The organism is Clostridium beijerinckii (assembly GCF_036699995.1).
In the GTDB taxonomy this organism is placed as follows: domain Bacteria; phylum Bacillota; class Clostridia; order Clostridiales; family Clostridiaceae; genus Clostridium; species Clostridium helianthi.
The window spans coordinates 3,249,333-3,271,557 of the sequence record NZ_CP144906.1 but is presented as its reverse complement, the minus strand read 5'-3'; the positions used below and the strand labels follow the sequence as shown (position 1 = coordinate 3,271,557).

General features: G+C 29.8%; 19 protein-coding genes. 16 read left to right on the top strand and 3 right to left on the bottom strand.

What is annotated here, in order from left to right; all coding sequences use genetic code 11:
* Positions 1-43 precede the first annotated feature (43 nt).
* From PZA12_RS15045 to helD, 5 genes are all read left to right on the top strand, one after another.
* Positions 44-631, top strand: a complete 588-nt coding sequence (locus PZA12_RS15045; protein WP_078116300.1) for a cupin domain-containing protein — start codon at positions 44-46, stop codon at positions 629-631.
* A 431-nt stretch (positions 632-1,062) separates the two neighbouring features.
* Entirely contained in the window at positions 1,063-3,171 is a 2,109-nt protein-coding gene (locus tag PZA12_RS15040) for a methyl-accepting chemotaxis protein (protein WP_103698214.1), read from the top strand.
* Positions 3,172-3,366: 195 nt separating this feature from the next.
* Positions 3,367-3,840 carry a spore coat protein gene (locus PZA12_RS15035; RefSeq protein ID WP_103698215.1) on the top strand — a complete coding sequence of 158 codons (474 nt, stop codon included), beginning with the start codon at positions 3,367-3,369 and terminating at the stop codon, positions 3,838-3,840.
* A 425-nt stretch (positions 3,841-4,265) separates the two neighbouring features.
* On the top strand, positions 4,266-4,388 hold the full coding sequence (locus tag PZA12_RS15030) for a hypothetical protein (protein ID WP_278045907.1): 123 nt from the start codon (positions 4,266-4,268) through the stop codon (positions 4,386-4,388).
* Between the two features lie 291 nt (positions 4,389-4,679).
* On the top strand, positions 4,680-6,947 hold the full coding sequence (helD, locus tag PZA12_RS15025) for an RNA polymerase recycling motor HelD (protein WP_103698216.1): 2,268 nt from the start codon (positions 4,680-4,682) through the stop codon (positions 6,945-6,947).
* Positions 6,948-7,184: 237 nt separating this feature from the next.
* Here the strand turns inward: helD and PZA12_RS15020 are convergent, their stop codons facing one another.
* From PZA12_RS15020 to PZA12_RS15010, 3 genes are all read right to left on the bottom strand, one after another.
* Complete coding sequence (locus PZA12_RS15020) at positions 7,185-7,550, bottom strand: DUF4363 family protein (RefSeq protein WP_103698217.1); 366 nt, start codon at positions 7,548-7,550, stop codon at positions 7,185-7,187.
* A gap of 14 nt (positions 7,551-7,564) precedes the next feature.
* Entirely contained in the window at positions 7,565-8,293 is a 729-nt protein-coding gene (locus PZA12_RS15015; protein WP_103698218.1) for a DUF421 domain-containing protein, read from the bottom strand.
* A 340-nt stretch (positions 8,294-8,633) separates the two neighbouring features.
* Entirely contained in the window at positions 8,634-9,425 is a 792-nt protein-coding gene (locus PZA12_RS15010) for an SDR family NAD(P)-dependent oxidoreductase (RefSeq protein ID WP_103698219.1), read from the bottom strand.
* Positions 9,426-9,853: 428 nt separating this feature from the next.
* On the opposite strand from PZA12_RS15010, the gene PZA12_RS15005 reads away from it, so the two are divergent.
* The 11 genes from PZA12_RS15005 to PZA12_RS14955 all read left to right on the top strand — a co-directional run bounded on the left by PZA12_RS15005 (position 9,854) and on the right by PZA12_RS14955 (position 21,598).
* The gene (locus PZA12_RS15005) at positions 9,854-10,552 is read left to right on the top strand and encodes a FadR/GntR family transcriptional regulator (RefSeq protein WP_103698220.1); all 699 of its coding nucleotides are present in this window, start codon (positions 9,854-9,856) and stop codon (positions 10,550-10,552) included.
* Between the two features lie 613 nt (positions 10,553-11,165).
* Complete coding sequence (locus tag PZA12_RS15000) at positions 11,166-11,429, top strand: YciI family protein (protein ID WP_103698221.1); 264 nt, start codon at positions 11,166-11,168, stop codon at positions 11,427-11,429.
* Positions 11,430-11,828: a GNAT family N-acetyltransferase gene (locus PZA12_RS14995; protein ID WP_103698222.1), complete on the top strand. Its 399-nt coding sequence runs from the start codon at positions 11,430-11,432 to the stop codon at positions 11,826-11,828. It begins immediately after the preceding gene.
* A gap of 1,163 nt (positions 11,829-12,991) precedes the next feature.
* Entirely contained in the window at positions 12,992-13,183 is a 192-nt protein-coding gene (locus tag PZA12_RS14990; RefSeq protein ID WP_012059122.1) for a cold-shock protein, read from the top strand.
* A gap of 248 nt (positions 13,184-13,431) precedes the next feature.
* On the top strand, positions 13,432-15,006 hold the full coding sequence (locus PZA12_RS14985; protein ID WP_078116364.1) for a DEAD/DEAH box helicase: 1,575 nt from the start codon (positions 13,432-13,434) through the stop codon (positions 15,004-15,006).
* A gap of 350 nt (positions 15,007-15,356) precedes the next feature.
* Positions 15,357-15,560, top strand: coding sequence for a hypothetical protein (locus PZA12_RS14980; protein WP_241407889.1), 204 nt, complete (start codon positions 15,357-15,359; stop codon positions 15,558-15,560).
* Between the two features lie 28 nt (positions 15,561-15,588).
* Positions 15,589-16,575: an HlyD family secretion protein gene (locus PZA12_RS14975; protein ID WP_103698223.1), complete on the top strand. Its 987-nt coding sequence runs from the start codon at positions 15,589-15,591 to the stop codon at positions 16,573-16,575.
* A 15-nt stretch (positions 16,576-16,590) separates the two neighbouring features.
* A complete protein-coding gene (locus tag PZA12_RS14970; RefSeq protein ID WP_103698224.1) occupies positions 16,591-17,244 on the top strand; it encodes an HlyD family secretion protein in 654 nt (217 codons plus the stop codon).
* 8 nt (positions 17,245-17,252) lie between these two features.
* Positions 17,253-18,800 carry a DHA2 family efflux MFS transporter permease subunit gene (locus tag PZA12_RS14965; protein ID WP_078116367.1) on the top strand — a complete coding sequence of 516 codons (1,548 nt, stop codon included), beginning with the start codon at positions 17,253-17,255 and terminating at the stop codon, positions 18,798-18,800.
* Between the two features lie 470 nt (positions 18,801-19,270).
* On the top strand, positions 19,271-20,725 hold the full coding sequence (locus tag PZA12_RS14960; protein ID WP_103698225.1) for a sensor histidine kinase: 1,455 nt from the start codon (positions 19,271-19,273) through the stop codon (positions 20,723-20,725).
* A gap of 174 nt (positions 20,726-20,899) precedes the next feature.
* Positions 20,900-21,598 (top strand): response regulator transcription factor, encoded by a 699-nt coding sequence (locus tag PZA12_RS14955; RefSeq protein WP_078116369.1) that lies wholly within the window; start codon positions 20,900-20,902, stop codon positions 21,596-21,598.
* Positions 21,599-22,225: the final 627 nt, after the last annotated feature.

The window sequence follows — 22,225 nt, the reverse complement described above, 5'->3', positions numbered from 1 at the left end:
ATAACATATTATATTTTTGAAATAATAAACAAGGAAGAAAAGTATGAATAATGATAGTATGTATTCAGTAGATTATTCAACTGAAACATCAGATTATAACTTAGAGAACGGATACAATAATAATTGGACATACCAGAATTCTAATTTTAGGTCTGTCCCATATTCTATGCTATTTGATGAAATGGAGTACGATTATAGGGCTGATATTCCACAATCAGCAACTGGAAATAGCAAAATGGATCTTAAAGACTATGGACCACAGCCTTTGGTAGTTAATATTGATAAAGCTACCAAGCAAAATACTAATTTTCGTACTGCTTTATGGACAGGAGAGCATTTTCAAGTTACATTAATGAGCATCAATGTAGGCGATGATATAGGCCTAGAAATCCACCCAGACACTGATCAATTCATACGTATTGAAGACGGACAAGGAATTGTTAAAATGGGAAGAAGTAAAGATAATCTAGAGTTTCAAGCAAATGCTCGTGATGACTTTGCAATCATTATCCCTGCTGGCACTTGGCACAATGTTATTAACACAGGGAACAAACCACTTAAAGTATACTCTATTTATGCCCCACCTAAGCATCCATATGGAACAGTACATGTAACTAAACCTTCTGAATAAATTATTGAAGAAAATTAAGATCAAACTAATATGAGTCTAACCTAGTAATTTATAGTCTTAAGGTTAGACTTTTTTTAGTTCCTATGAAATTATATAGTTAGAGAATTTGTGGTCATTGTGTCACTGTGTGTATAAATTATGAAAATAGCTGATTCAGAACGTTATGTTTTGATAGAGAATAAAAAAATAGAGTATATCCGCTTGCATAAAATGTTCTTATATGCAGCATAGCTGCCATTTCTGATGTGCAGATTTTTTACACATGCTTTCGAAAAGATAGATGCGTAAAAAATATCAGGACACACAGCATAATTATACTGATTAGTATAAAACTGTTAGAATTGCGTTAAGAAACTACAAGATATGACAAATTAATGCTATAATTACTTATATTGTTGCAATAGATTAGAACATAAAGGGGGACACGTAGCATGATTAAAAAGTTTAATTTAGGGACAAAAATAAGTATAATAATAGGATCAATAATCCTTGTGTGTTATATAGCAGTGTTTGCAAGTATATTAGTACAAATAAAGTCTAAAAGCATAATGGATAGTGAAACTTTAGCAAAAGAAATATCTTCATCTTATGCAGAACAGATTACATCTAACTTTGAAAAGTTAGAAACAATAGGTAAGGATTTAAGGGGTTCACTAACCAACGAAATTAAGCTTAATTCACAGAACAGGGATTTGGTTATTGAAATGCAAAAAGAAATATTAAAGACAGATTCTGAAATTTTTGGTGTTACAGTTGCATTTGAGGCTAATGCATTTGATGGAAAAGATGATTACTATAAAGGCAGAAAAGAGTTTGCAGAGGATGGAAAGTTCATACCTTATGCAAGTAGAGATGGAGATCAAACAGTAGTATTACCAGCGTATGATGATCAGACAGATATGACATGGTACAATAAGCCAAAGGAATTAAAAGGTACTTATATTACAGAACCGACAGTTTATACTGTTAATGGACAAGATATTTCAATGGTATCTTTAGCTATGCCTATATTGGATGATAGTGGAAAGTTCTTAGGAGTAATATCTATAGATTATAAGCTCGATACATTAGAAAAACTTGTATTGGAAAAAACACCACTCGGAGGCACAGTTGAACTAATATCTAATCAAGGTATTTATGTAGCAAGTGGTGAAGATCCAAGCCTAAAGATGAAAGATGCAAAACAAAATAATGCAGCTTGGGCGAAAGTTATAAGTGAAACTTCACAAGGTAAAGAATTTTATACTTATGGAGCTTCGGTAAAAAAAGGACAGGAAGTTTTAATGGTAGCAGATCCGGTTAACTTAGAAAATACAAAGACTAATTGGATACTATGCAGCCAAATTCCAAAAGAGAAAACATTAGAAAGCTATAATAAAATATTTAATGTTATTTTAATTTCAGCAGTTTTATCATTATTAATTGTTATTGCTGTAATACATATTGTAATTAAAAGAATGACAAAAGGAATAAGATATGCAGAAGAACAAATGGAGTTACTGTCTAAAGGAGATCTTACAGCAGAGGTTGACAAAAAATATGTGGACAGAGAAGACGAAATAGGAAAAATGTTTAAGTCTATAAATGAAATGCAAAAATCATTAAGGAATATAATATCTGGTGTTAAAGGTGAATGTAATGTGGTTTTAGATTCAATAAACTTTACACAAGATAATATAGTAGACTTAAATAACCAAATTTCAGATGTATCCGCTACAACTGAGGAGTTATCTGCAAGTATGGAGGAAACGGCAGCATCTACAGAGGAAGTAAATGCTTCATCAGCAAATATGAAATCCATAATAAAGACTATGGAATCAAGTGTTGGAAGCGGAGAGGTAACTGCAAAGGAAATTGAGGAAAGAGCTAAAAAACTTAAATCTGATGCATTGCAATCAAGGGAGCAATCTAGCAGCATAACTTTGAAAATGCAAGAAAGCTTAAGAGTTGCAGTGGAGAAATCTAAGGCGGTAGATAAAATAAATGAATTAACAGCCAGGATATTAGAAATAACAGAGCAAACAAATCTATTAGCACTAAATGCAGCTATAGAATCAGCAAGGGCAGGAGAAGCTGGTAGAGGATTTGCTGTTGTTGCGGATGAAATAAGGAAACTTGCGGAAAACTCAAAAGAAACGACAATGGAAATACAGCAGATAAATAAAGAGGTTGTTATGGCTGTGAATGACCTTAAAGGAACATCAAATGAAGTTATTAATTTTATTGGAACTCAAGTGATGAAAGACTATGACAAACTTGTAGACACAGGGGAACAATATAGAAATGATGCTATTGTATTTAATGAATTAGTTAGCACTATAGGTGAAATATCAGATGAACTTATTAATTCTACAGAAGACATTATAACAGCAATAAATGAAGTTGCGGAGGCAACTAACGAAGGTGCTACAGGAACAACTTTAATCGCTAATAAGTCAAATGAGGTAGTTAATTTAACAGAAGAAGTTGTAGAACAAACACATAAGACAAAAGAATGTGCAGATAAATTATTAGAAGCAGTATCCATATTTAAGATATAGGGAATTAACATAAGGTGAATTTAGTAGATTTGTTTTACAAAAAGCAACTATATTCACCTTTTTTGCTTAATAAGACCCGTATGTTAAAATAAAAAGGATTTCATAACAAGGCTTTCTTACTTAAGGAAAAAAATTAATTTATAAATGAATAAAAAATAGAGCACCTTCAAAGAATAAAAATGGAGGTGTTTTATTATGCAAGTAAATTTGACACAAAAAGAAAAAATGCTACTAGAAGACCAAAAAAGTCATGAAGAAATTTGTATACAAAAATATTCGAATTATGCTAATCAGGTACAAGATCCACAATTGAAACAAATTTGTAAGAATAACGAGCAAATTGAAAGAAGCCATCTTAATACAATTAATCAGTTACTAAGTGGTAATGTTCCTCAGATGAATCAACAACAAGGTGGACAAAAAAACCAAGGTGTTGATCAAAATGCAAATAAATCTCAAACTACTACAAGTAATTTGTCAGATAAGGAAATATGCTCAGATTTATTAATGACAGAAAAATATGTGTCAGGAGCTTATGATACTGCAATTTTTGAATTTAAGGATACTGAAGTACGAGATGTATTAAATCATATACAAAAAGAAGAACAAAAGCATGGAGAATCTATATTTAAGTATATGGAGAGTAAAGGCATGTATAATGTTCAATAATTAAAAAACATTATTAAAAGTATAAGAAAGTTTAGCTTTTTTCAGGCTGAATTTTTTTGTACTTTTAATAATTTATAGCTATGTTTTATAGGGTAAAATTGATTAAATAAGAGTCTTAGTGATAAAATTTAATGAAAAGTTATTTGGTTAAATTTTATTATTGTCATCGCTAGTTATCTTCATTTAGTATCAGATAGCATGTGGTTATATCCTAATATATTGTTTTGGCCATACTTGGGATGAAAGTTTCCTGCAAGACCAGAAGGTAATTGGGTAAATAGTGATATTGTTAGACTTATTACAGATACAACTTATTATTTACCTGAATTAATAGGCTTTGCTATTATTGCATATTTCTTTATAAGACTTTTTAGGAGAAGGCAAATAAAATGTTTTTTAAATAAAGGAAAGTTATAGAGTTAATCATGATAGGGATATATGTAGGGCAAGGAATGACTTTTAGTGAAGCCATTAATGAGATAAAAGATTGGGAAACATCTGGTATATCTAAAATTTTAGATAAGAGTAAAATGACTCAAGGTAAATGAAAAAGATAATATTATATATATATACAAAACGTTAAAAACTCAAGTGATTCTAATAACAAATTACTTGAGTTTTTAATTTTATGTTTTGGTGTTCAAAAAACTAACTGCCAAGCGGGCATTTCTGGCTGCATTTAGTAAAATAATATACATTGATCTAGAAGTGTAAAATTATTAGAAAATTTGAATTATTAATTCGAGATATTATGGTATAATACCTAATTATAGTAATTTATCTTAATGGAAGGAAAAGTATAATGAATTTTGCTACCTGTCATTATATAGTGTGTAAATATGGATACAATTTTGAACGAAGAAAGAGACGTATTACTGCAGAAGAAAGATATAATAAAACAAGAATTAAAAGAAAAGAAACAAAAATTTGAAGAAGTAGGGGAAAAAATTAAGACTTTAAATAAACAAGTAAAAAGCTTTAGTGAAGAAAAGCAAGCTAATGAAAGAATATTTAGTTATTTATCTCAAGATATTGAGAAATATGAAGAATCTTTAATAGAGCCTTATTTTGGTAGAGTAGACTTTAGAGAAAATATGGGGTTTACTGAAAGTATATACATTGGGAAAAAAGGTATAAGTAACAGCAAAGATGGAGAAGAAATTGTTGTTGATTGGAGAGCGCCAGTTGCGGATCTTTATTACAGCGGAACTGGTGGAGATGCGTATTACAAAGCACCACAAGGAATAGTTGAAGGAAAGCTAGAACTAAAAAGAAAATTTTTATATAAGAATAGTGATATAGAAAAGGTATTTGATGAAGGAATAAATAACATCATTATAAATGAAGAAGAAGGACAAAATTTAGTTGATGAGTTTTTAAAGATAAATCTTGAAGAAAGCAGTGGGAAAAAGCTAAAAGAAGTTGTTGCAACAATTCAGAAAGAACAAAATGAAATAATAAGATGGCCTAAAAATCTGCCTATAATAGTACAGGGGTCAGCAGGTTCAGGTAAGACAACAATAGCGTTACACAGGTTAGCTTATCTCATTTATAGATATAAAGAAAGCATGAGTGGAGATGAAATTTTAGTTTTAGCTCCTAATAAACTATTTCTAAGTTACATTTCAGATATTTTACCTAGCCTAGGAGCGGAAGAAGTAAATCAAAGTACTTTTGAGGAAATGGTATTATCAAAGTTAAAACTAAAAGGAAAAGTTTATAATAAGGATGAAAAATTATTAAGGATAATAGAAGAAAATGATGAAAATCTAAAAAAGCTTGTTGTAAATTCAAGCAAAGTTAAAGGAACCATGCTATTTAAAACAATGCTTGATAGATATATAGCATTAATGGAAAAAGATGCAATTCATATTGAAGATATTAAAGTTGGAAATGAGATATTATTTCATAAAAAAGAAATAATGAGGTTATATATAAAAGATTTAAAAGCTTATCCAATTAACAAAAGAAAAAAGGAGATAAAAAGATATTTAAATTTAAAAATAAAAGAAAGAATAGAAAGCCTATTAATAGAAATAGATAATGAATGGGAAAAGAAAATAAGAGAAATAAGAAGAGAAAATGAAGATTCACCGGAAAGAAGAAAATTACTTATAAGTCTATATGAAGAGAGAGATAAAATAAAGGAAAATGTAAAAGCTAACAGTAAAAAGCAATTTAATAATTACTTTAAAGATTGGAAGGATATAAATTCTAGAGATATCTATTATAATTTTTATAATGATGAATTATTTGAAACAGCAACTGGAGGTAAGATTCCTAAGGTATTGGCAGATTATATGAAGGAAGAATTCAATAGTAATTTTGAGAAGAATATAATCGATGAAGATGATTTGCCAGCTCTTGCATATATAAGAATTTTACTTGAAGGAATTGATGAGGAAGAAAAATTTAAATATATTATAGTGGATGAAGCTCAGGATTATAGCCCATTCCAAGTATATTTAGTTAATAGTTTTGCTAAAGGTAATGCGTTAACCTTAGTAGGGGATCTAGCTCAAGGAATTTATTATTATAAAGGTCTAAAGACATGGGAAGATATAACCAAACAAGTCTTTGATGGAAATGCAACCTATATTCAATTGACACAAAGCTATAGATCAACAGTAGAAATAATTGATTTTGCAAAGAAAACATTACAATCTCAAAACTTAGGGCTTAAGGATGCCAAACCAGTTTTAAGACATGGTGAAAAGCCTAGAATAGTAAAGATTTCTAGTGAACATGAATATACTTCAGCTATAGAGAAAATCATTAGCGAAGTGCAGAACTACGGAAAGAGAACAATAGCAATAATTACAAAAAATATGTTACAAGGTGAAGAAATATACAGGCTTCTAAAAGGAGAGAGCAAATATAATTTTGAATTAATATTAGGCAAGGAAAAAGAAATAGCAGAAGATCTAATAATAATTCCATCATATTTAACAAAAGGATTGGAGTTTGATTGTACAATAATATTGAATCCAAGTGAAAACAACTATAAAGAAAATATTTTAGATGAAAGGTTATTATATGTTTCACTAACTAGGGCATTACATTTAGAATATATAATAATAAAAGATGAAGCTACAAATTTAATTTAAAGAGAAATTATTTGCTATAAAAGTTAGTGGAAAGGAAAGAACATATAGGCTAATACATTACCTAAAGTTATAGAAGTTTAAGTTGATTATATAATAAAAGATTATTAACATATGCCGTTTATATATCATGATAATATTATTAATGGCATATGTTAATAATATTTAATAAGTAAAAAAGGAAAATATATATTTTAATACAGTGGTCCTTTAATTTTAGAATTTAAAATGCATTAATATTTATTTACCTAGATCAATCCAATGTTCATAAGCTTCATTTAAAGCAATAAGTGAATTAGATTTATCTCTAGCCATTATAGCTCCACGAAGATGTGAGACACATATATCAAATTGATTTAGTTCATCTCTTTCAGAGCTAAATTGGACTCGTTTGACAACTTTTTTCCATGATTTAGATAGGTTATCTGTTTTAATATCAGCATTTTCCCAATTTCCTGATTCTATATCCTGCATAAGTAGTTGTATTGATTCGGGAATGTTATCATCATCGCCCATAGGTTCCTTCAAAATATTGCCACTAAGCATGATTAATACAAAAAAAATCAGTGCAACTATAGGTATCGATATTACTAAAAATTTTCTCATGATAAATTCCTCCTTTAATATGGTCCTTTATAATCACCAATATCAGTTACTTTTACCATATGATCATCATATTTGTCTATATATAAGGAGCCAGAAGGAGTTAAGGTCGCAAGAAATACTTCTGAAACATCCTTAACTTTATGAATTTTTAGTTGATTAATAAGCCATTTTTCAGTTTTATTAAGTTGTTTCAAATTTTCATTTATAAGAATTCCATCATATATGAGTTCAGTACTTATACCGCTTGGTTCTTTTTGAATACTCATATCTTTAGGTGTTAAAGGTTCATACTCTGGTTTCTTTAGAACAGATAATTGGCCATTTGGCTCAATAATTGCAAAATCTACTTTAGACAAATCAAAAATATCTTTAACTCTTAATAGTCCCATGAGATCTGATGCTGTATATTTCATTTTTTTTAATGCACTTTCCATTATCTTGCCATTCATAATTACAATTGTAGGTTCGCCTTCGATATATTTTGCAGCGTATCTCCATTTCTCGGTAATGCATTCCATTAAATATCCAAGTAAACACCAAGTGAGCAATCCGATAAAATGGGGCCATGCCCTGCTTGATAAGTCCGTAGTAAGAGTTGCAGCAATTGATCCAATTGTTATTCCAAGGGCATAATCAAAGAATGTCAGTTGACTGATTTGCTGTTTTCCAAGTATCTTTGCAAAAATAAGTAAAGAAAAGAATGCAATAATAGCACGCACAAAAACTACTAATCCTTCATTCAATTATTGGTACCTCCAATCTTTACAAGATACATTTATTATTCTACTTGAATAATATTTTATACTGTTAAATTAATTTTTATATAGCAATGAATGTTAGAAGTATAATTTTTAAATATTAAAGGTAATAGATATAATTTTATTGTTTTTTTGGAACGTTTAGTAAAATAATCAAGTTATCTAGTGGAAAAGAAATGATGCCCAATCATTTCTATAATAATTTATGCTTTAAATTTTTGGTACTTGTATATATAAATATAATATAGCATAAGGGTTATTTTTGCTTGGTAAAAACCAATATAACTGATGTGATACATTGATAAGTTATATTAGTCTTTTATAATTATTTTTTTAGGATGTTTTTAATTTTAATGAAAGCACCTTGAATTGAAGGCGACACATATCTTTCCCTTGGATATTTGTCTTCGACTGCTATTATGTATTTATCCATAATAGAATCAAAATTAGTAGATTCTGTCAGCTTAAAGTATGCATATTGCTTGCTTTCTAGGGAATGTATATTGTTTTTGAAATAAGAATGAATTTTCATCCAATTAAATTGCTTTGCTATATTTTTTTGATTAAATCCCGTAGAGTAGCCTCCGGGTTCTATTAAAATAACAGGAATATTAACATCATTAAGTTCTTTAAGCTCTTCGTTTAAAGACGGACCTATGGCTTCCAATGCAAATTTAGTTGCGCAGTATGGAGATAAAAATGGAATTGGAGAGCGTCCAGCCAAAGATGATACAAAAATTATCCTTCCTTTTTTTCGAGGAATCATTTGTTTTAATACAAGTTGAGTCAATTCAATTGGACAAAAAACGTTTGTTTCAAAAGTTTCCCGATATATATCGGAATCCACTTCAGCCACTGAACCTGAATTTCCAATGGCTGCATTATTTATTAAAACATCAATTTCAAGATTAGTTACCCTAGCTCTATCATTACTATGTAAAATATCCAATTTAAAGCTTTCAATAGGAAGATTATATTTTTTATTTATGGCGTTAATTCTAGCGGCTTGTTCTTCAGTGTGGGTTGTTGCATAGACATAATGACCTCTATTTGCTAGAGCAAATGAGGCTTCGCGTCCAAGACCAGAACCACAACCTGTGATTAGTATTTTTTTCATGATATCACCTTAATTTCTTTAAGCATAATTAAGAATAGTTGTGAAGAGATTTATAAACTATATTTTGAGAAAAATGTTACAGCATAGTTTTATTTAAATACATTCATACAAATTAATATTAATATTATCTCTATATTTAACAAAAATATTAATGGATCCTATGTATATATAGATGAAAATGTTTGCTTTTTATCAGAGCTTTTGTGCTCTATTCTAGGATATTGGTGCCGTTTGCAGTACGTTTATTAATTATAGTCATCAGTTTATTGGAGATATGTTTAAATAGTGTAGATTCTCATATGGTAAAGAATAAATATTGTGAAGAATATTACCATGGAAGAATATATATTCTTCAGAATATTAGAATTTAGAAAATTGATGTATAATGTATTAAGAAATATCAATAAGAAAAGGAGGGGACATAACATATGCTTGTACTTAATAAAAATCCAAAAGTATATGATCAAGTTATAGAGAAAATTAAGGATAAAATAAAATATGGAGAAATAAAAAAGGGAGATAAATTGCCGACAGAAAGAGAGATGGCAGAATCTCTCGGGGTATCGCGTGCATCTGTTAGGGAAGCGATGAGGGCTTTAGAAGTCATAGGATTAATAGAAAGCAGACATGGAGCCGGAAATTATATACGAACGAATTTTAATAACTCTTTGCTTGAACCTCTTTCAATAATGTTTATGTTACAGGAGAGTTCGCCCAAAGAAATGTATGATTTAAGAGAAACGCTAGAACTTCAATGTTCTAAATTAGCAGCTAAAAATATAGAAGATAGCGAGCTTGAACTTTTAGCAGAATTATTAGATAAGATGTATATTGCTAGTAGTGAAGAGGAAAGTGTTGAATTAGATATTAAGTTTCATCAATTAATTGCAAAGGCATCGAGAAATGTATTATTAATTAATGTACTTAATGTTATATCTCAACTTGTAGACGAATTTATTCGAAAAGCTAGAATGCAAATTTTTCATGAGGGAAATACAAAAGAAAGCTTATTATGGATACATGAGAATTTATTAAGAAATTTAAAGAAAAGGGATGAATCACTAGCTTACAATGCTATGCAAGAACATTTCGATCTAATTAGGAAATCTTATGGATACGAAAATTAGAATTGCTTTGTAAATGAAAATATAAAATCTTATAAGAGTGAGCTTGAAAAATTTAATAGAATGCTACTTGCTAAGATTTCATAACTATTGAAGAAGGTATTATATATTTTAGACAAGCCGATCAGGGAAGTGAATTCTTAAAAAAGCATTTTTAAACAATGCTATAATAAATTAATATCCGCAAATAGAATGCATAATATCTGATAAAGTAAAGATCCAAGTCATTAATTAACTTTGGATCTTTAAACATTTGTACTTTTATAATAGTATAGAATATAATTGGAAATTTTCTTTCTAATGCATTATTTTTTGAAGAAGAAAAAACCTGCAAGTTCCATTTCATATTTTGTTAGGTTATTTAAAGCTGATCTTAATTCGTAATAATCACATCTGTCGCACAGCAAATCTCGCAAGGGAACTTCCTGTATTGAATGTCTTTTTAATATTGGGTTATACTGTATTTACAATAATAGCCATATATGTTATTCTGGGTAAAAACATATTCAATAAAGAAAATAATTAAAGAGGACTATATAAGACCTGTACAGGATTTTACATGGATAATTAAGAAGACGGAGGAAGAAGAAGTGTAAAAAAAGGAGACAAGTTATTTGTGAGAATTGATTATAAGAATAATGGATTAGAAACTACAGAAAAAGATTTCCAAGATCATGTAAAGTATCTAAATGGTATTGCTAGTGAAAGATACTTTGTTGGAGGAGGATTCGCTAATGCCAGAGGTGGCATGATTATATTTAAAGCTAAGGATTTACAGGAGGCAAGAATGATTGCTGAAAAAGACCCGATAATTAAAAGTGGTCTATATAGAGTAGAGGTTTATGAATGGGATTTGTTGATATCATCAGATGATAATTAGCTGCGCAGTAGAAAGGTATATTTTATAAATAAGAAAAAATGTATATTTCTTGGCATATGTCTAAATGATGAACCTGAGAAGGTTGTTGGAATAGCAGAGATATTTGACTATTCTAACGAGGTAAATATGATAACTATAGGCTACAGGTTGAACGATAAGTTTTGGGGTAACGGAATTGCTACTAAAGCTGTAAAGGTGATGGTAGACTATTTATTTAATGATATTGGAATAAATCGAATACAAGCATTTGTCATGCCAGAAAATATTAAATCTCAGAATGTATTAGAAAGAAATGGTTTTATTAAAGAGGGGACAATTAGGCAGGGATATACTTGGAAGGGACAAGGTGTTGTTGATTTGAATCTATATTCTTTATTAAAATCTGAAGCTGAAAAATAGATATTTTTATTTTCTAAACTTCTCATTTTGGATACCAACAATCAAATCACAATTATATAGTAGATGTTTCATAGTTGTAGATCAATTATAAATAACTGCATTAAAAATAGACTATATTATAGAATTTATTTTTATAATATAGTCTATTTTAATGTACATTGCTTAATTCCGTTGTTTCTAAGAACAAGAACTTTTTTGTGTGTAAATTGAATAGTCTTTATTTTTCATATTTAATTTATTATTATTCTCATTTTCTTTAAATGTATATTTTGGTTTATATTGCATTTTTTAGAGATAATAATGGCTGTTGATGTTCCTCAAATGTTACAGGTCAAAAATACAAAAATTATTTTTTAATAAATGATGTTAGCTTGTTATATAGCATATCATCCATTTTGCTTATGACCTCTGGGTCTCTAGGTGGTGACCATTTAGTATAGTAGAATTCAAGGTAAGTGCTACAATTACCTTTTTCTCTTCCTTTTGTATGGAAATGATTTTCTGGATCATTAACAGTTTTTATTATTTCTTCTTTTTCTTCTGTTGTCAGTTTTTTATATGTATCGTAATGTATAATTCCAGAATCTTTAAGTCTTCCACTTTTGTGGTGAAGTGCTTTGGTTTTGTCTTCATAACCAAGTAATAAAGCAGTAATTCATTATAAATTTAACTTTGTTAGACCAATTTTCTATCGATAACTTTCTTTATTATCATTCATTAATTGTGGATAGATTATAGCATAAGTTGTAAATATTAAATTATTATTAGCCTGTAAATTAAATGTTTATGGAAAGAAAATCCTAATTAATATAGATTCTTTTCTAATAATATGTTACAATAATTATATCCATAATATTACTAGAAAACACCAATAAAGGTAGGCCGAGTAGAGATATACTTGGCCTAATTTTGTTTTTATAACTTTTCCATAATTTTATATGAAAAAATCAATTAAGCGGATGAATTAACCAAGTTAATTAATAGGCAAATAAAAATTGATAAAAATGTATATTTTACTTTGTGATTCCCAAAGTATTGTTTTATGAAAGGATGGGAATACTCAATAATGGGAAAAGTCTAGTAAAGATAAATCATAACTTGCTTTCACAAGTGATGACATGCTTGACAAATCAAAATACAATATTTTTACAAGGAGGATATTTATGAAAACAGGTACAGTAAAGTTTTTTAATTCAGAAAAAGGATTTGGTTTTATCGAGGTAGAGGGAGAAAAAGATGTTTTTGTACATTCATCTTCTCTTTCAGGATTTAGTATACAAGAAGGAGATAAAGTTCAGTTCGATGTTGAAAAAGGTACAAAAGGTCCTCAAGCAACCAATATTCAAAGAGTATAAAATAGCATCTTGATGTTCATTAACAACATATTAGGTGATTTTTGCCACCTTGTCTAAGGTGGCTTTTCATTGAAATCAAGTGAAACTAGATTAAGGTGGGAGATAGGGATATCCCCATCTGAATCTTAGTTGAACTAATCTTTGAGCGTGGCGCTGTTATCTACAACCTAAAAAGAGGTGGGAGTGTTACAGTAGCTATAGATAAGATAAATGTATAAATTCTATAAAAAAAGAAAGAAGGGATTAATTTGGAAAATAAGGTATTTAGCGAATTAGGTCTTGATGAGAGTATTCTTAAAGCCATTGATGCAATGGGATTTGAAGAACCTTCTAAGATTCAAGCTGAGGTAATACCAGTTCTTTTAGAAGGTCATGATGTTATTGGGCAGGCACAAACAGGAACAGGAAAGACACTGGCATTTGGTGCACCAATATTAAGCAGAATTGGAAAGCAAGATGGTAAGGTAAATAGTATAATACTAACGCCTACAAGAGAACTGGCTATACAGGTAAATGATGAATTGAATCGTATAGCTAAATTTACTAAGATTAAGTTGCTGCCTGTATACGGTGGGCAACCTATTGACAGACAGATTTCAGCTTTACGTAGAGGGATAGATATAGTAGTAGGAACTCCGGGGAGAGTGCTGGATTTAATAAGAAGAAAAGTTTTAAACTTGAGCTCTATTAGATTTCTTGTATTGGATGAAGCCGACGAAATGTTAAACATGGGATTTATTGACGATATAGAAGAAATAATAAAAAATTCAAATCAAGACAGACAAACAATGTTGTTTTCAGCTACTATGCCTGAAGAGATCAAAAGGCTTGCTAAAAGATATATGAAGTCTGAAACGAAACACATAGCCATTTTAAAAAATGCAATGACTGTAGCTACAGTGGATCAATACTATTATGAAATTAAAAACAAGGATAGATTTGAAACACTATGTAGGATACTGGATGTTGATGAACCTGCATCTGCAATAATCTTTTGTAAGACCAAAAGGAACGTTGATGAACTGGTAGAAGGTCTTCAAGGGAGAGGTTATACTGCTGAAGGAATGCATGGAGATATGAATCAAAATCAGAGAATAAATACCTTAAGAAAATTTAAAGAAGGAAATTTAGAATTTTTAATAGCAACTGATGTTGCAGCAAGAGGTATAGATGTTGAAAATGTAACTCACGTTATAAATTACGATTTGCCTCAGGACGTAGAATCCTATGTTCACAGAATAGGCAGAACAGGTAGAGCAAATAGAAAAGGTGTTGCTTACACACTAGTTACTGCAAGGGAATATATGTCTCTTAAGCATATTGAAAAGGTGACAAAAAGCAAGATAAGAAGAAGAGAAATTCCTACTGTCGATGAAATATTTGTTTCAAAGTACAAAAATATGTTTTCAAAGATAAAGGAAACCTTGGAGCAGGATAGCTATAAGAAATTTATACCGATGGCAACAGAACTTGATGAAGAGTTTAACCTCGTAGAAGTGGCAGCGGCATTGATGGATATGGTATATAGCAAGGAAGTGAATTATGACTATACTGAAAATGAAATAGGTTCAAAGACAGATTACAAGAGATTATTTTTGAATGTAGGACGCTTGGATAAAATTAATCCAAGGAAGCTAGTGGATTTCTTTAATGAGAATGCAAAGGTAAAAAGAGAAGATGTCGGAGATATTGATATTCTTGAAAAGTTTTCATTTGTAAATGTAACAGAGGATGCAGCGGAATCTATAATGAAGCATTGCATTGGAAAGAAATTTGCTGGAAGAAAGCTAAATGTCGAAATTTCAACAAAATCAAAAAGATAATTTAAACTATACCTATGAACAAGACACATGAACAAAGTGTTTGGTCTATAGGTATTTTTTTATTGTTCTTGGCATAGGGGCAGAATACTAGAACCAATATGGTAATATTCTAAAAAATATATATTCTTGAGAATATGCACATAAAAAGAAAAAATGGTGGAACTTGCATCTATTAAGGATTCTTAGGCTTCAGAGATATTTATGATTTATTAATGCAAATATTTAGTATTGCATTTTATAATTTCCAATGTTATACTTCCTATAAGGTACCTGAGTACCTTATAGGAAGTATAACATTCGTAGCCTTTAGGTTTTGTAAATTCCAGATTATTAATTGGATTATTGGAGGGGTGATTTATCTCCGATGGCCACAAAAGTATTTTCTTATACTTGCTGCTATAAGCCGGCAAGCACCATCAATAGAATTAGAAATAGCTGATTATGGTTCATTAAGAAAAGATTTAATAGTACTATTAAAGGTTTTAGATCCAATCTTTGAAATTATAAGAACTGAAGATATACGAGATGTAATTTCAAATGAAGGCATAAAATGAATTAGTTTGTTAAAGGAGTAATTAATTTATGAAGAAATATGTATTGCTAATTATATTACCAACGCTTATAGGAACCTCTCTTTTTACGGGATGCGCTGCAAAAAATAATAGGAATGAAAATGCTGTTCAAGTAGAAGAGGTTAATAAGCAAAATTCCATATATCTTATGGCTGGAAAGATTGAGACTGATAATCAAGTTAATGTATCTTCAAAAATTTCTGCTAGAGTTTCAGATGTATTAGTTAATGTAGGATCAACTGTAAATCAAGGTGATGCTGTGATTAAATTAGATACTCAGGATCTTCAGGCACAGGTAGATCAAGCACAGGCAGCAGTAAATACTGCAAATGCAAATTTAAATAATGCTATGAATAGCACTCGGCCTGAACAAATATCACAAGCGCAAGCAACTTTGGATAGCGCTAAAGCAACCTATGATGTTGCTAAAAAGAATTATGATCGTACAAAAGCTTTAGTTGATGCTAGCGCAGCTACAGAGGTGCAGCTTGAAACTGCACAGCAACAGCTTACATCAGCTGAGTCAGGACAAAAGTCTGCAGAAGAACAATTAGAAATGCTTAAAAATGGTGCTACAGAAACAAGTATAGATGTTTACAAGGCTCAAGTACATCAAGCTGAAGAAGCAGTGAAAACAGCGCAGGTGGCATTAAGTAATGGAACCATTACAGCACCTATTTCAGGTAATGTTACTGTTAAGAATATAAGTAAAGGCGAAATGGCAGCACCTGGCAGCACACTTATTTCAATATCTAATCCAGATGCTTTGTGTGTGAATGCATATGCACCTCTAAGGATTGTAAAAGATTTGAAAGAAGGACAAGCTGTAGCAGTTAAAGTATCAGAAATAGAAGATTCAGAATTTGAAGGAACCATATCAGTAATAAATTCAACATTAAACTCTCAAAACTCCAATGTTTTAGTTAAAATTCTTTTAACAGATTCAAAGGGGCAATTGAAACCAGGTATGTTTGCTGAAGTTGGTATAAAAGGCTAAGAAAGGATGACCGTGATGAAAGAAAAACGTAAAACAATAATTTTATTAATATTATGTGCAATGTTAATTACTCTTGGTGGAGTAGGGTTTTATTACTGGTATAACAATGAAAACTTTGTTTCAACAGAAGATGCAAAGGTTGATGGAGATTTTATCAGCATAACTCCACAAGTATCAGGTAAACTTCTTGAATTTAATGTAAAAGAGGGGGACAAAGATGTAAAAAATCAAATTTTAGGTCGTGTAGATGCTAATGGTTTAGCAGATGCTAATATTGATTCAGCCTTACTTAGAGCACCAACTAATGGGATAATTATTAAAAAGGAAGCTGAGGAGGGACAATATGTTTCGGCTGGATCGACACTTGCTGTAATGACTGATCCAGAAAAGCTTTATATAACTGCTAATATAGAAGAAATCAAGGTTGAAAAATTACATGAAGGACAAAGTGTAGATATAAAAATTGATCAATTTGAAGGGAAATCATTTAAAGGTAAAGTTGAGTATATAGGAAAAGCTTCAAATTCAGCATTTTCACTTCTACCATCCTCTTCTGGTGGAACTTTCACTAAGGTTGTTCAAAAGGTACCTGTAAAAATTGAATTTGAGAAAAATGATGCTAATCTTCTACCTGGTACAAATGCAGATATAAAAATACATATAAAGTAGGTGGAAGTATGGAAAATAAAAAAGAATCTTCATCTAAATGGCTTATTATGAGTGTTGTAATCATGGCAATTTTTATGGCAAATCTTGATACAAGCATTATTAATATCTCTATTACAAAAATGATGCAGACATTTAATGCATCTATAGATCAAATACAATGGGTTGTTAGTGCATATACTCTAACTTTGGGAGTTACAATTCCGTCAACAAGTTATTTTGGAGATAGATTTGGAACTAAAAATGTATTTGTTACTGCGTTGATTTTATTTACTTTAGGTTCATTACTATGTGGTATTTCATGGAATGAAACTATAATGATAATTGCAAGAGTAATTCAAGGAATTGGAGGAGCTTGTATAATATCGCTTGGTATGACAATATTAATGACTACTTTTGATAAAAGTGAGCTAGGAATGGCAATAGGGGTAATGGGAATGTGCGTAATGGCGGCACCTGCCCTAGGACCAAGTTTAGGTGGATATATCATTCAAAATTTCAATTGGAGATTTCTCTTTTTTATAAACCTTCCAGTTGGAATAGCAGCTACAATAATGGCTATACTTATATTTAAGAAATCGGAACATAAGTCCTCAAAGAAATTCGACATTATTGGATTTTTAACTTCAAGTATCGGAATGTCATGCGTTCTCTATGTACTTGGGAAAAGTGATTTGGACTGGAACGACATAAAAAATATCATTCTTATGATTGTTGGATGTTACAGCCTTTTAATATTTGTTGTAAATGAATTACTTATTGAAGAACCCTTGCTTGATTTAAAACTTTTAAAGAATTATACATTCTGTATGAGTAATATTATAATGAATGTTGCGATGTTAGCGCTTTATGGTGGTGTGTTTCTGATGCCAATATTTCTTCAACAAATAAAGGGTCTTGATTCGATGAGTACAGGCTTGATTTTATTTCCAGAAGCAATAGCGACAGCTATATCAATGATTTTATATGGAAAAATTGGTAATAAATTTGACGTTAGGTTATTTGCTGTATTTGCGTTGATTTTGATAGGCATTAACAGTTATAGTATGTCGAAAATTACGTTGGATACTGCTAATATAGATATCACAATCCTATTAATGATTAGAGGTTTTGGCGTAGGATTTCTTATGGCACCAGTTCAGACCGTAGGTTTTAGTGGATTACCAAAGACAGCAATGTCAAATGCATCTGCTTTGACTAATACAGTTAAGCAAGTAGGGACTTCCATAGGTGTCACAATTATTACAAGTATTATGCAACATAGAAATGTGGTTGATTATTCTAACTTAGCTTCGCAAGTGACATCTTTTAATAAAAATAGCATGAAGCTATTTGAAATGCTTCAAGGTGCACTTATTAAGGGCGGGATATCAAGCAGTGATGCTAAAGGAATTGCTTTAAGTAAGATTTTTGGGGAAGTTGCAAGTCAGGCACAGCTTCAAGCACTTAATGAGACAATGTTTATAATTTCAATCATAACTGCTATTGTAATAATTCCAACACTTTTATTAAAACAAGGCAAACAAGAAGAAACAGATGCAGTAGTGGCAGAAGGATAAAAACGACTTAATAAGGTATTTTACGAATAAAATCATTAATTGTCAGAATGATATAAAATTAACAAATATGCAGTTACAATTGTAAGAATATTTTTCATGAAATTTATTAATACATTAATAATAACAGCTCTAAGGTAAAGATTGACCTTGGAGCTGTTATACTTTCATCTCATGCCTAGATAAAGTAAAAATTTATAGATATAAGGAGCAGATGTGTAAAAATGAGTAGTTTTATAATAGAAGTAGGTCATATTATTATAAGTGTCGTATTGGTTGTGAAGTTATTGATAGATTAGTTTAGAATGATCGAATTATTGAAACACTAGCATTGATTAACGATGAATAAAGTGGTATTTTATATTATAATTATGTTAATTTATGAGAGTAAGCTAAAAATTAGCCATTTTAGAGGGGCATACTTTAATGAAAGTATTTGATTAACAGGGAAATTAGAAGGAGATATTGTAATTATGATGATAAAAAAACGGCTGGCTATGTCAAATCTTTTTATGTTGATAGTTCCAGCAATATTGATAGTGGTTATTGCAGTTGGAGTTCTAGAAGGATTTACAGAGATATATGGTAAGAAAATAAAAGTTTTTGAAGAGGATAGTGGAATATCATTTATTCAGAAAACTTTATTTATGTATAATAAAGAAATTAGGAATAATTATGATAAAATTAATGATTATAACAAGACGAAGGAAGATCTTAAAAATGCCGGTTATGACTTTATAATTACGAGTGACGGTGATACGATATTTTCTAATATAACTGATGCTGATAAAAATGCTATGTCCAAGCTTGAACGAGACGTTCTTACATCTTCAGATTCTATAGTTCTTGAGGTTAATTCTATTAGTTTAGTTAAAAATAGTTTAACTAAAGATGGAAAAAATATTAATATGCTTGCTGTAAAATCAAATAATAATTTAATGAGCAGACAGCAAATGAAAGCAGAAGCAAGAACTTTTCTATTAAGTTACATGGGGGTTGTATTCATAGTAGCGCTGCTTATAATTATGTTAACTAATGGTATATTATCATCAAGAGTATCTAAAAGTTTGATTAAACCTTTAGAGTTACTAAGCTATGGCGCAGGGCAAATAGAAGAAGGAAACCTTGATTTTAAGCTGAGTTATAAAGGGACAGATGAATTTGCAAAAGTTTGTAGGGATTTTGATAAGATGAGAGTAAGGCTTAAAGAATCAATTGATATGCAGCTAAAATATGAGCAAAATAGAAAGGAATTGGTCGCAGGAATATCTCATGATTTACGTACACCATTAACAACAATTAAAGGATATTCAAAAGGATTAAAGGATGGAATTGCAAATACAGATGAAAAACGTGAAAGGTATTATGAAATTATATATAGTAAAACTTGTGATATGGACAATCTTGTAGATAAATTATTTTTCTTTTCCAAATTAGATACTGGAAAATTTCCTTTTAACTTTGAAAATATAAATTGCAATGAGTTCTTTTTAGATTTTTTTAGTAATGCTATACCAGAATTTAGAGGCAAGGGTATTGATTTAACTTATAAAAATAATTGTAAAGATAATATTTTTATTAGAATGGATTTTGAAGAAATTCGAAGAGTGCTTACAAATATACTCGAGAATAGTGTAAAATACAAAGTGCAAGAATATGGTAAGGTAGATATTACCATAGAAGAAATGGAAGGCAGCGTTGTTTTAAAAATAAAGGATGATGGGCCAGGAGTTTTAGAAGAAAATTTATCAAAACTATTTGCTAGTTTTTATAGGGAAGACCAATCGAGAGCCAATTCAAGTGAAGGAAGTGGACTTGGGCTTTCAATTTGCGAATATATAATAAAAGCTCATAATGGTACAATTACTGCTAAAAATGACAATGGATTAGCTATTATTATAACTTTGCCGATTAATAAGAAAATTTAACATATATATTCTAAAAAGGTTAATTTATAAAAATATATCTTAAGCTAGAAGGAATTGTGGACTAAACGATAAAAAAAGAATTACATTATTTAGAGTTTATATATTTATTGCGGTAAGAAAAATTATATTGCTTATTAAGCTTAATTACATATAAACATAATGGGAGAAAAGAAGATGCGAAGAATATTGATAATAGAAGATGATAAATTGATTGCAGAACTAGAAAGGGATTATCTTGAGGCAAGCGGATTTAAAACTGAAATTGCCTTTAATGGAGAAGACGGATTAAATTTTGCATTGAATAAGGAATTTGATTTAATACTGCTTGATTTAATGCTTCCAAGTAAAGATGGGTTTCAGCTTTGCAAAGAGATAAGAAGTAATAAGGAGATACCTATACTGATGGTTACAGCTAAAAAGGATTCGGTAGATAAAATAAAAGGTTTTAATATTGGAGCAGATGATTATATTGTTAAGCCTTTTGATCCAAGTGAGCTTGTCGCTAGAGTAAATGCACATCTTTCACGCTATGATAGACTAACTTCAATTGGTAAAAAAGACAATATAGGTAATGGAGTCATGGTATTTAAAAGGTTAAAAATATTAAAAAGGGAACGAAGGGTATATGTAGCTGATAAAGAAGTTAAATTGGCTAACAAAGAATTTGAATTGCTGTTATTTTTAGCAACAAATCCTAATATCGTATTTTCAAAAACAATTCTTTTAGACAGAATTTGGGGTATGGATTCCTTTGCAGATGTTGCAACTGTTACTGTGCATATTAATAGAATAAGAGATAAAATTGAGGAAGATAGCAGCAATCCTCAATTCATTGAGACTGTGTGGGGCGCGGGATATAGATTTAAATTATAGTTCATTATTAAAAATATAGCAAATGAGATAAGAAGTATTACTTACATTTAAGTTATAATTTTTAATGAATATGTAATGTTGAAGTTTTGGAAAATTTGTAAATATGTTTATTTAAAAAGTTAAATGTTTAAACTGTATATCTATAAAATTAAGAAAAGATCTTAGACTAATAATAAATTTATTAATCTAAGATCTTTTTATTTTCTAGTATTTATAATACTAGAATGGAATAAAACTTTTGAGTTTTCAAAGGCGGTTATATAAATAAGATGAGGCTGAGGTTAACTTGTAAAAAAGTAATCAAAAGAGAGCGTGGGGTAGCCATTTCTGTTTTTATCTTGAAAATTATATCGTTAGTTTTAGATTATATTTTAAAATCTAAAAAAGTTTAGAAATTGTTTATAAAGATATGAAAAAATATACATAGATGCCCAGATTGATAGTATTCTACATAATGTGAAAATATGACTAATGACAATGGGATTATATAAAATTATGCTTCTAAGAATTATAGATAAGTTGAATGTTAAATTCTCAGAAGTTTAATAAACATGAGCAAAAATGAAAATTATCCATAGGAGTGTTTTAAGAGGAGTGGAAGCAAAAGAAGATATAGAAGTAATTATA

What these genes read in the sequence shown, in the direction of transcription:
- PZA12_RS15010 (WP_103698219.1), bottom strand. Translation starts at nt 9,425, where the DNA reads ATGAAAAAAATACTAATCACAGGTTGTGGTTCTGGTCTTGGACGCGAA.
- PZA12_RS14955 (WP_078116369.1), top strand. Translation starts at nt 20,900, where the DNA reads ATGCGAAGAATATTGATAATAGAAGATGATAAATTGATTGCAGAACTA.
- PZA12_RS15030 (WP_278045907.1), top strand. Translation starts at nt 4,266, where the DNA reads ATGATAGGGATATATGTAGGGCAAGGAATGACTTTTAGTGAAGCCATT.
- PZA12_RS14970 (WP_103698224.1), top strand. Translation starts at nt 16,591, where the DNA reads ATGAAAGAAAAACGTAAAACAATAATTTTATTAATATTATGTGCAATG.
- PZA12_RS14975 (WP_103698223.1), top strand. Translation starts at nt 15,589, where the DNA reads ATGAAGAAATATGTATTGCTAATTATATTACCAACGCTTATAGGAACC.
- PZA12_RS15035 (WP_103698215.1), top strand. Translation starts at nt 3,367, where the DNA reads ATGCAAGTAAATTTGACACAAAAAGAAAAAATGCTACTAGAAGACCAA.
- PZA12_RS15045 (WP_078116300.1), top strand. Translation starts at nt 44, where the DNA reads ATGAATAATGATAGTATGTATTCAGTAGATTATTCAACTGAAACATCA.
- PZA12_RS14990 (WP_012059122.1), top strand. Translation starts at nt 12,992, where the DNA reads ATGAAAACAGGTACAGTAAAGTTTTTTAATTCAGAAAAAGGATTTGGT.
- PZA12_RS15040 (WP_103698214.1), top strand. Translation starts at nt 1,063, where the DNA reads ATGATTAAAAAGTTTAATTTAGGGACAAAAATAAGTATAATAATAGGA.
- PZA12_RS15005 (WP_103698220.1), top strand. Translation starts at nt 9,854, where the DNA reads ATGCTTGTACTTAATAAAAATCCAAAAGTATATGATCAAGTTATAGAG.
- PZA12_RS14960 (WP_103698225.1), top strand. Translation starts at nt 19,271, where the DNA reads ATGATGATAAAAAAACGGCTGGCTATGTCAAATCTTTTTATGTTGATA.
- PZA12_RS14965 (WP_078116367.1), top strand. Translation starts at nt 17,253, where the DNA reads ATGGAAAATAAAAAAGAATCTTCATCTAAATGGCTTATTATGAGTGTT.
- PZA12_RS15020 (WP_103698217.1), bottom strand. Translation starts at nt 7,550, where the DNA reads ATGAGAAAATTTTTAGTAATATCGATACCTATAGTTGCACTGATTTTT.
- helD (WP_103698216.1), top strand. Translation starts at nt 4,680, where the DNA reads ATGGATACAATTTTGAACGAAGAAAGAGACGTATTACTGCAGAAGAAA.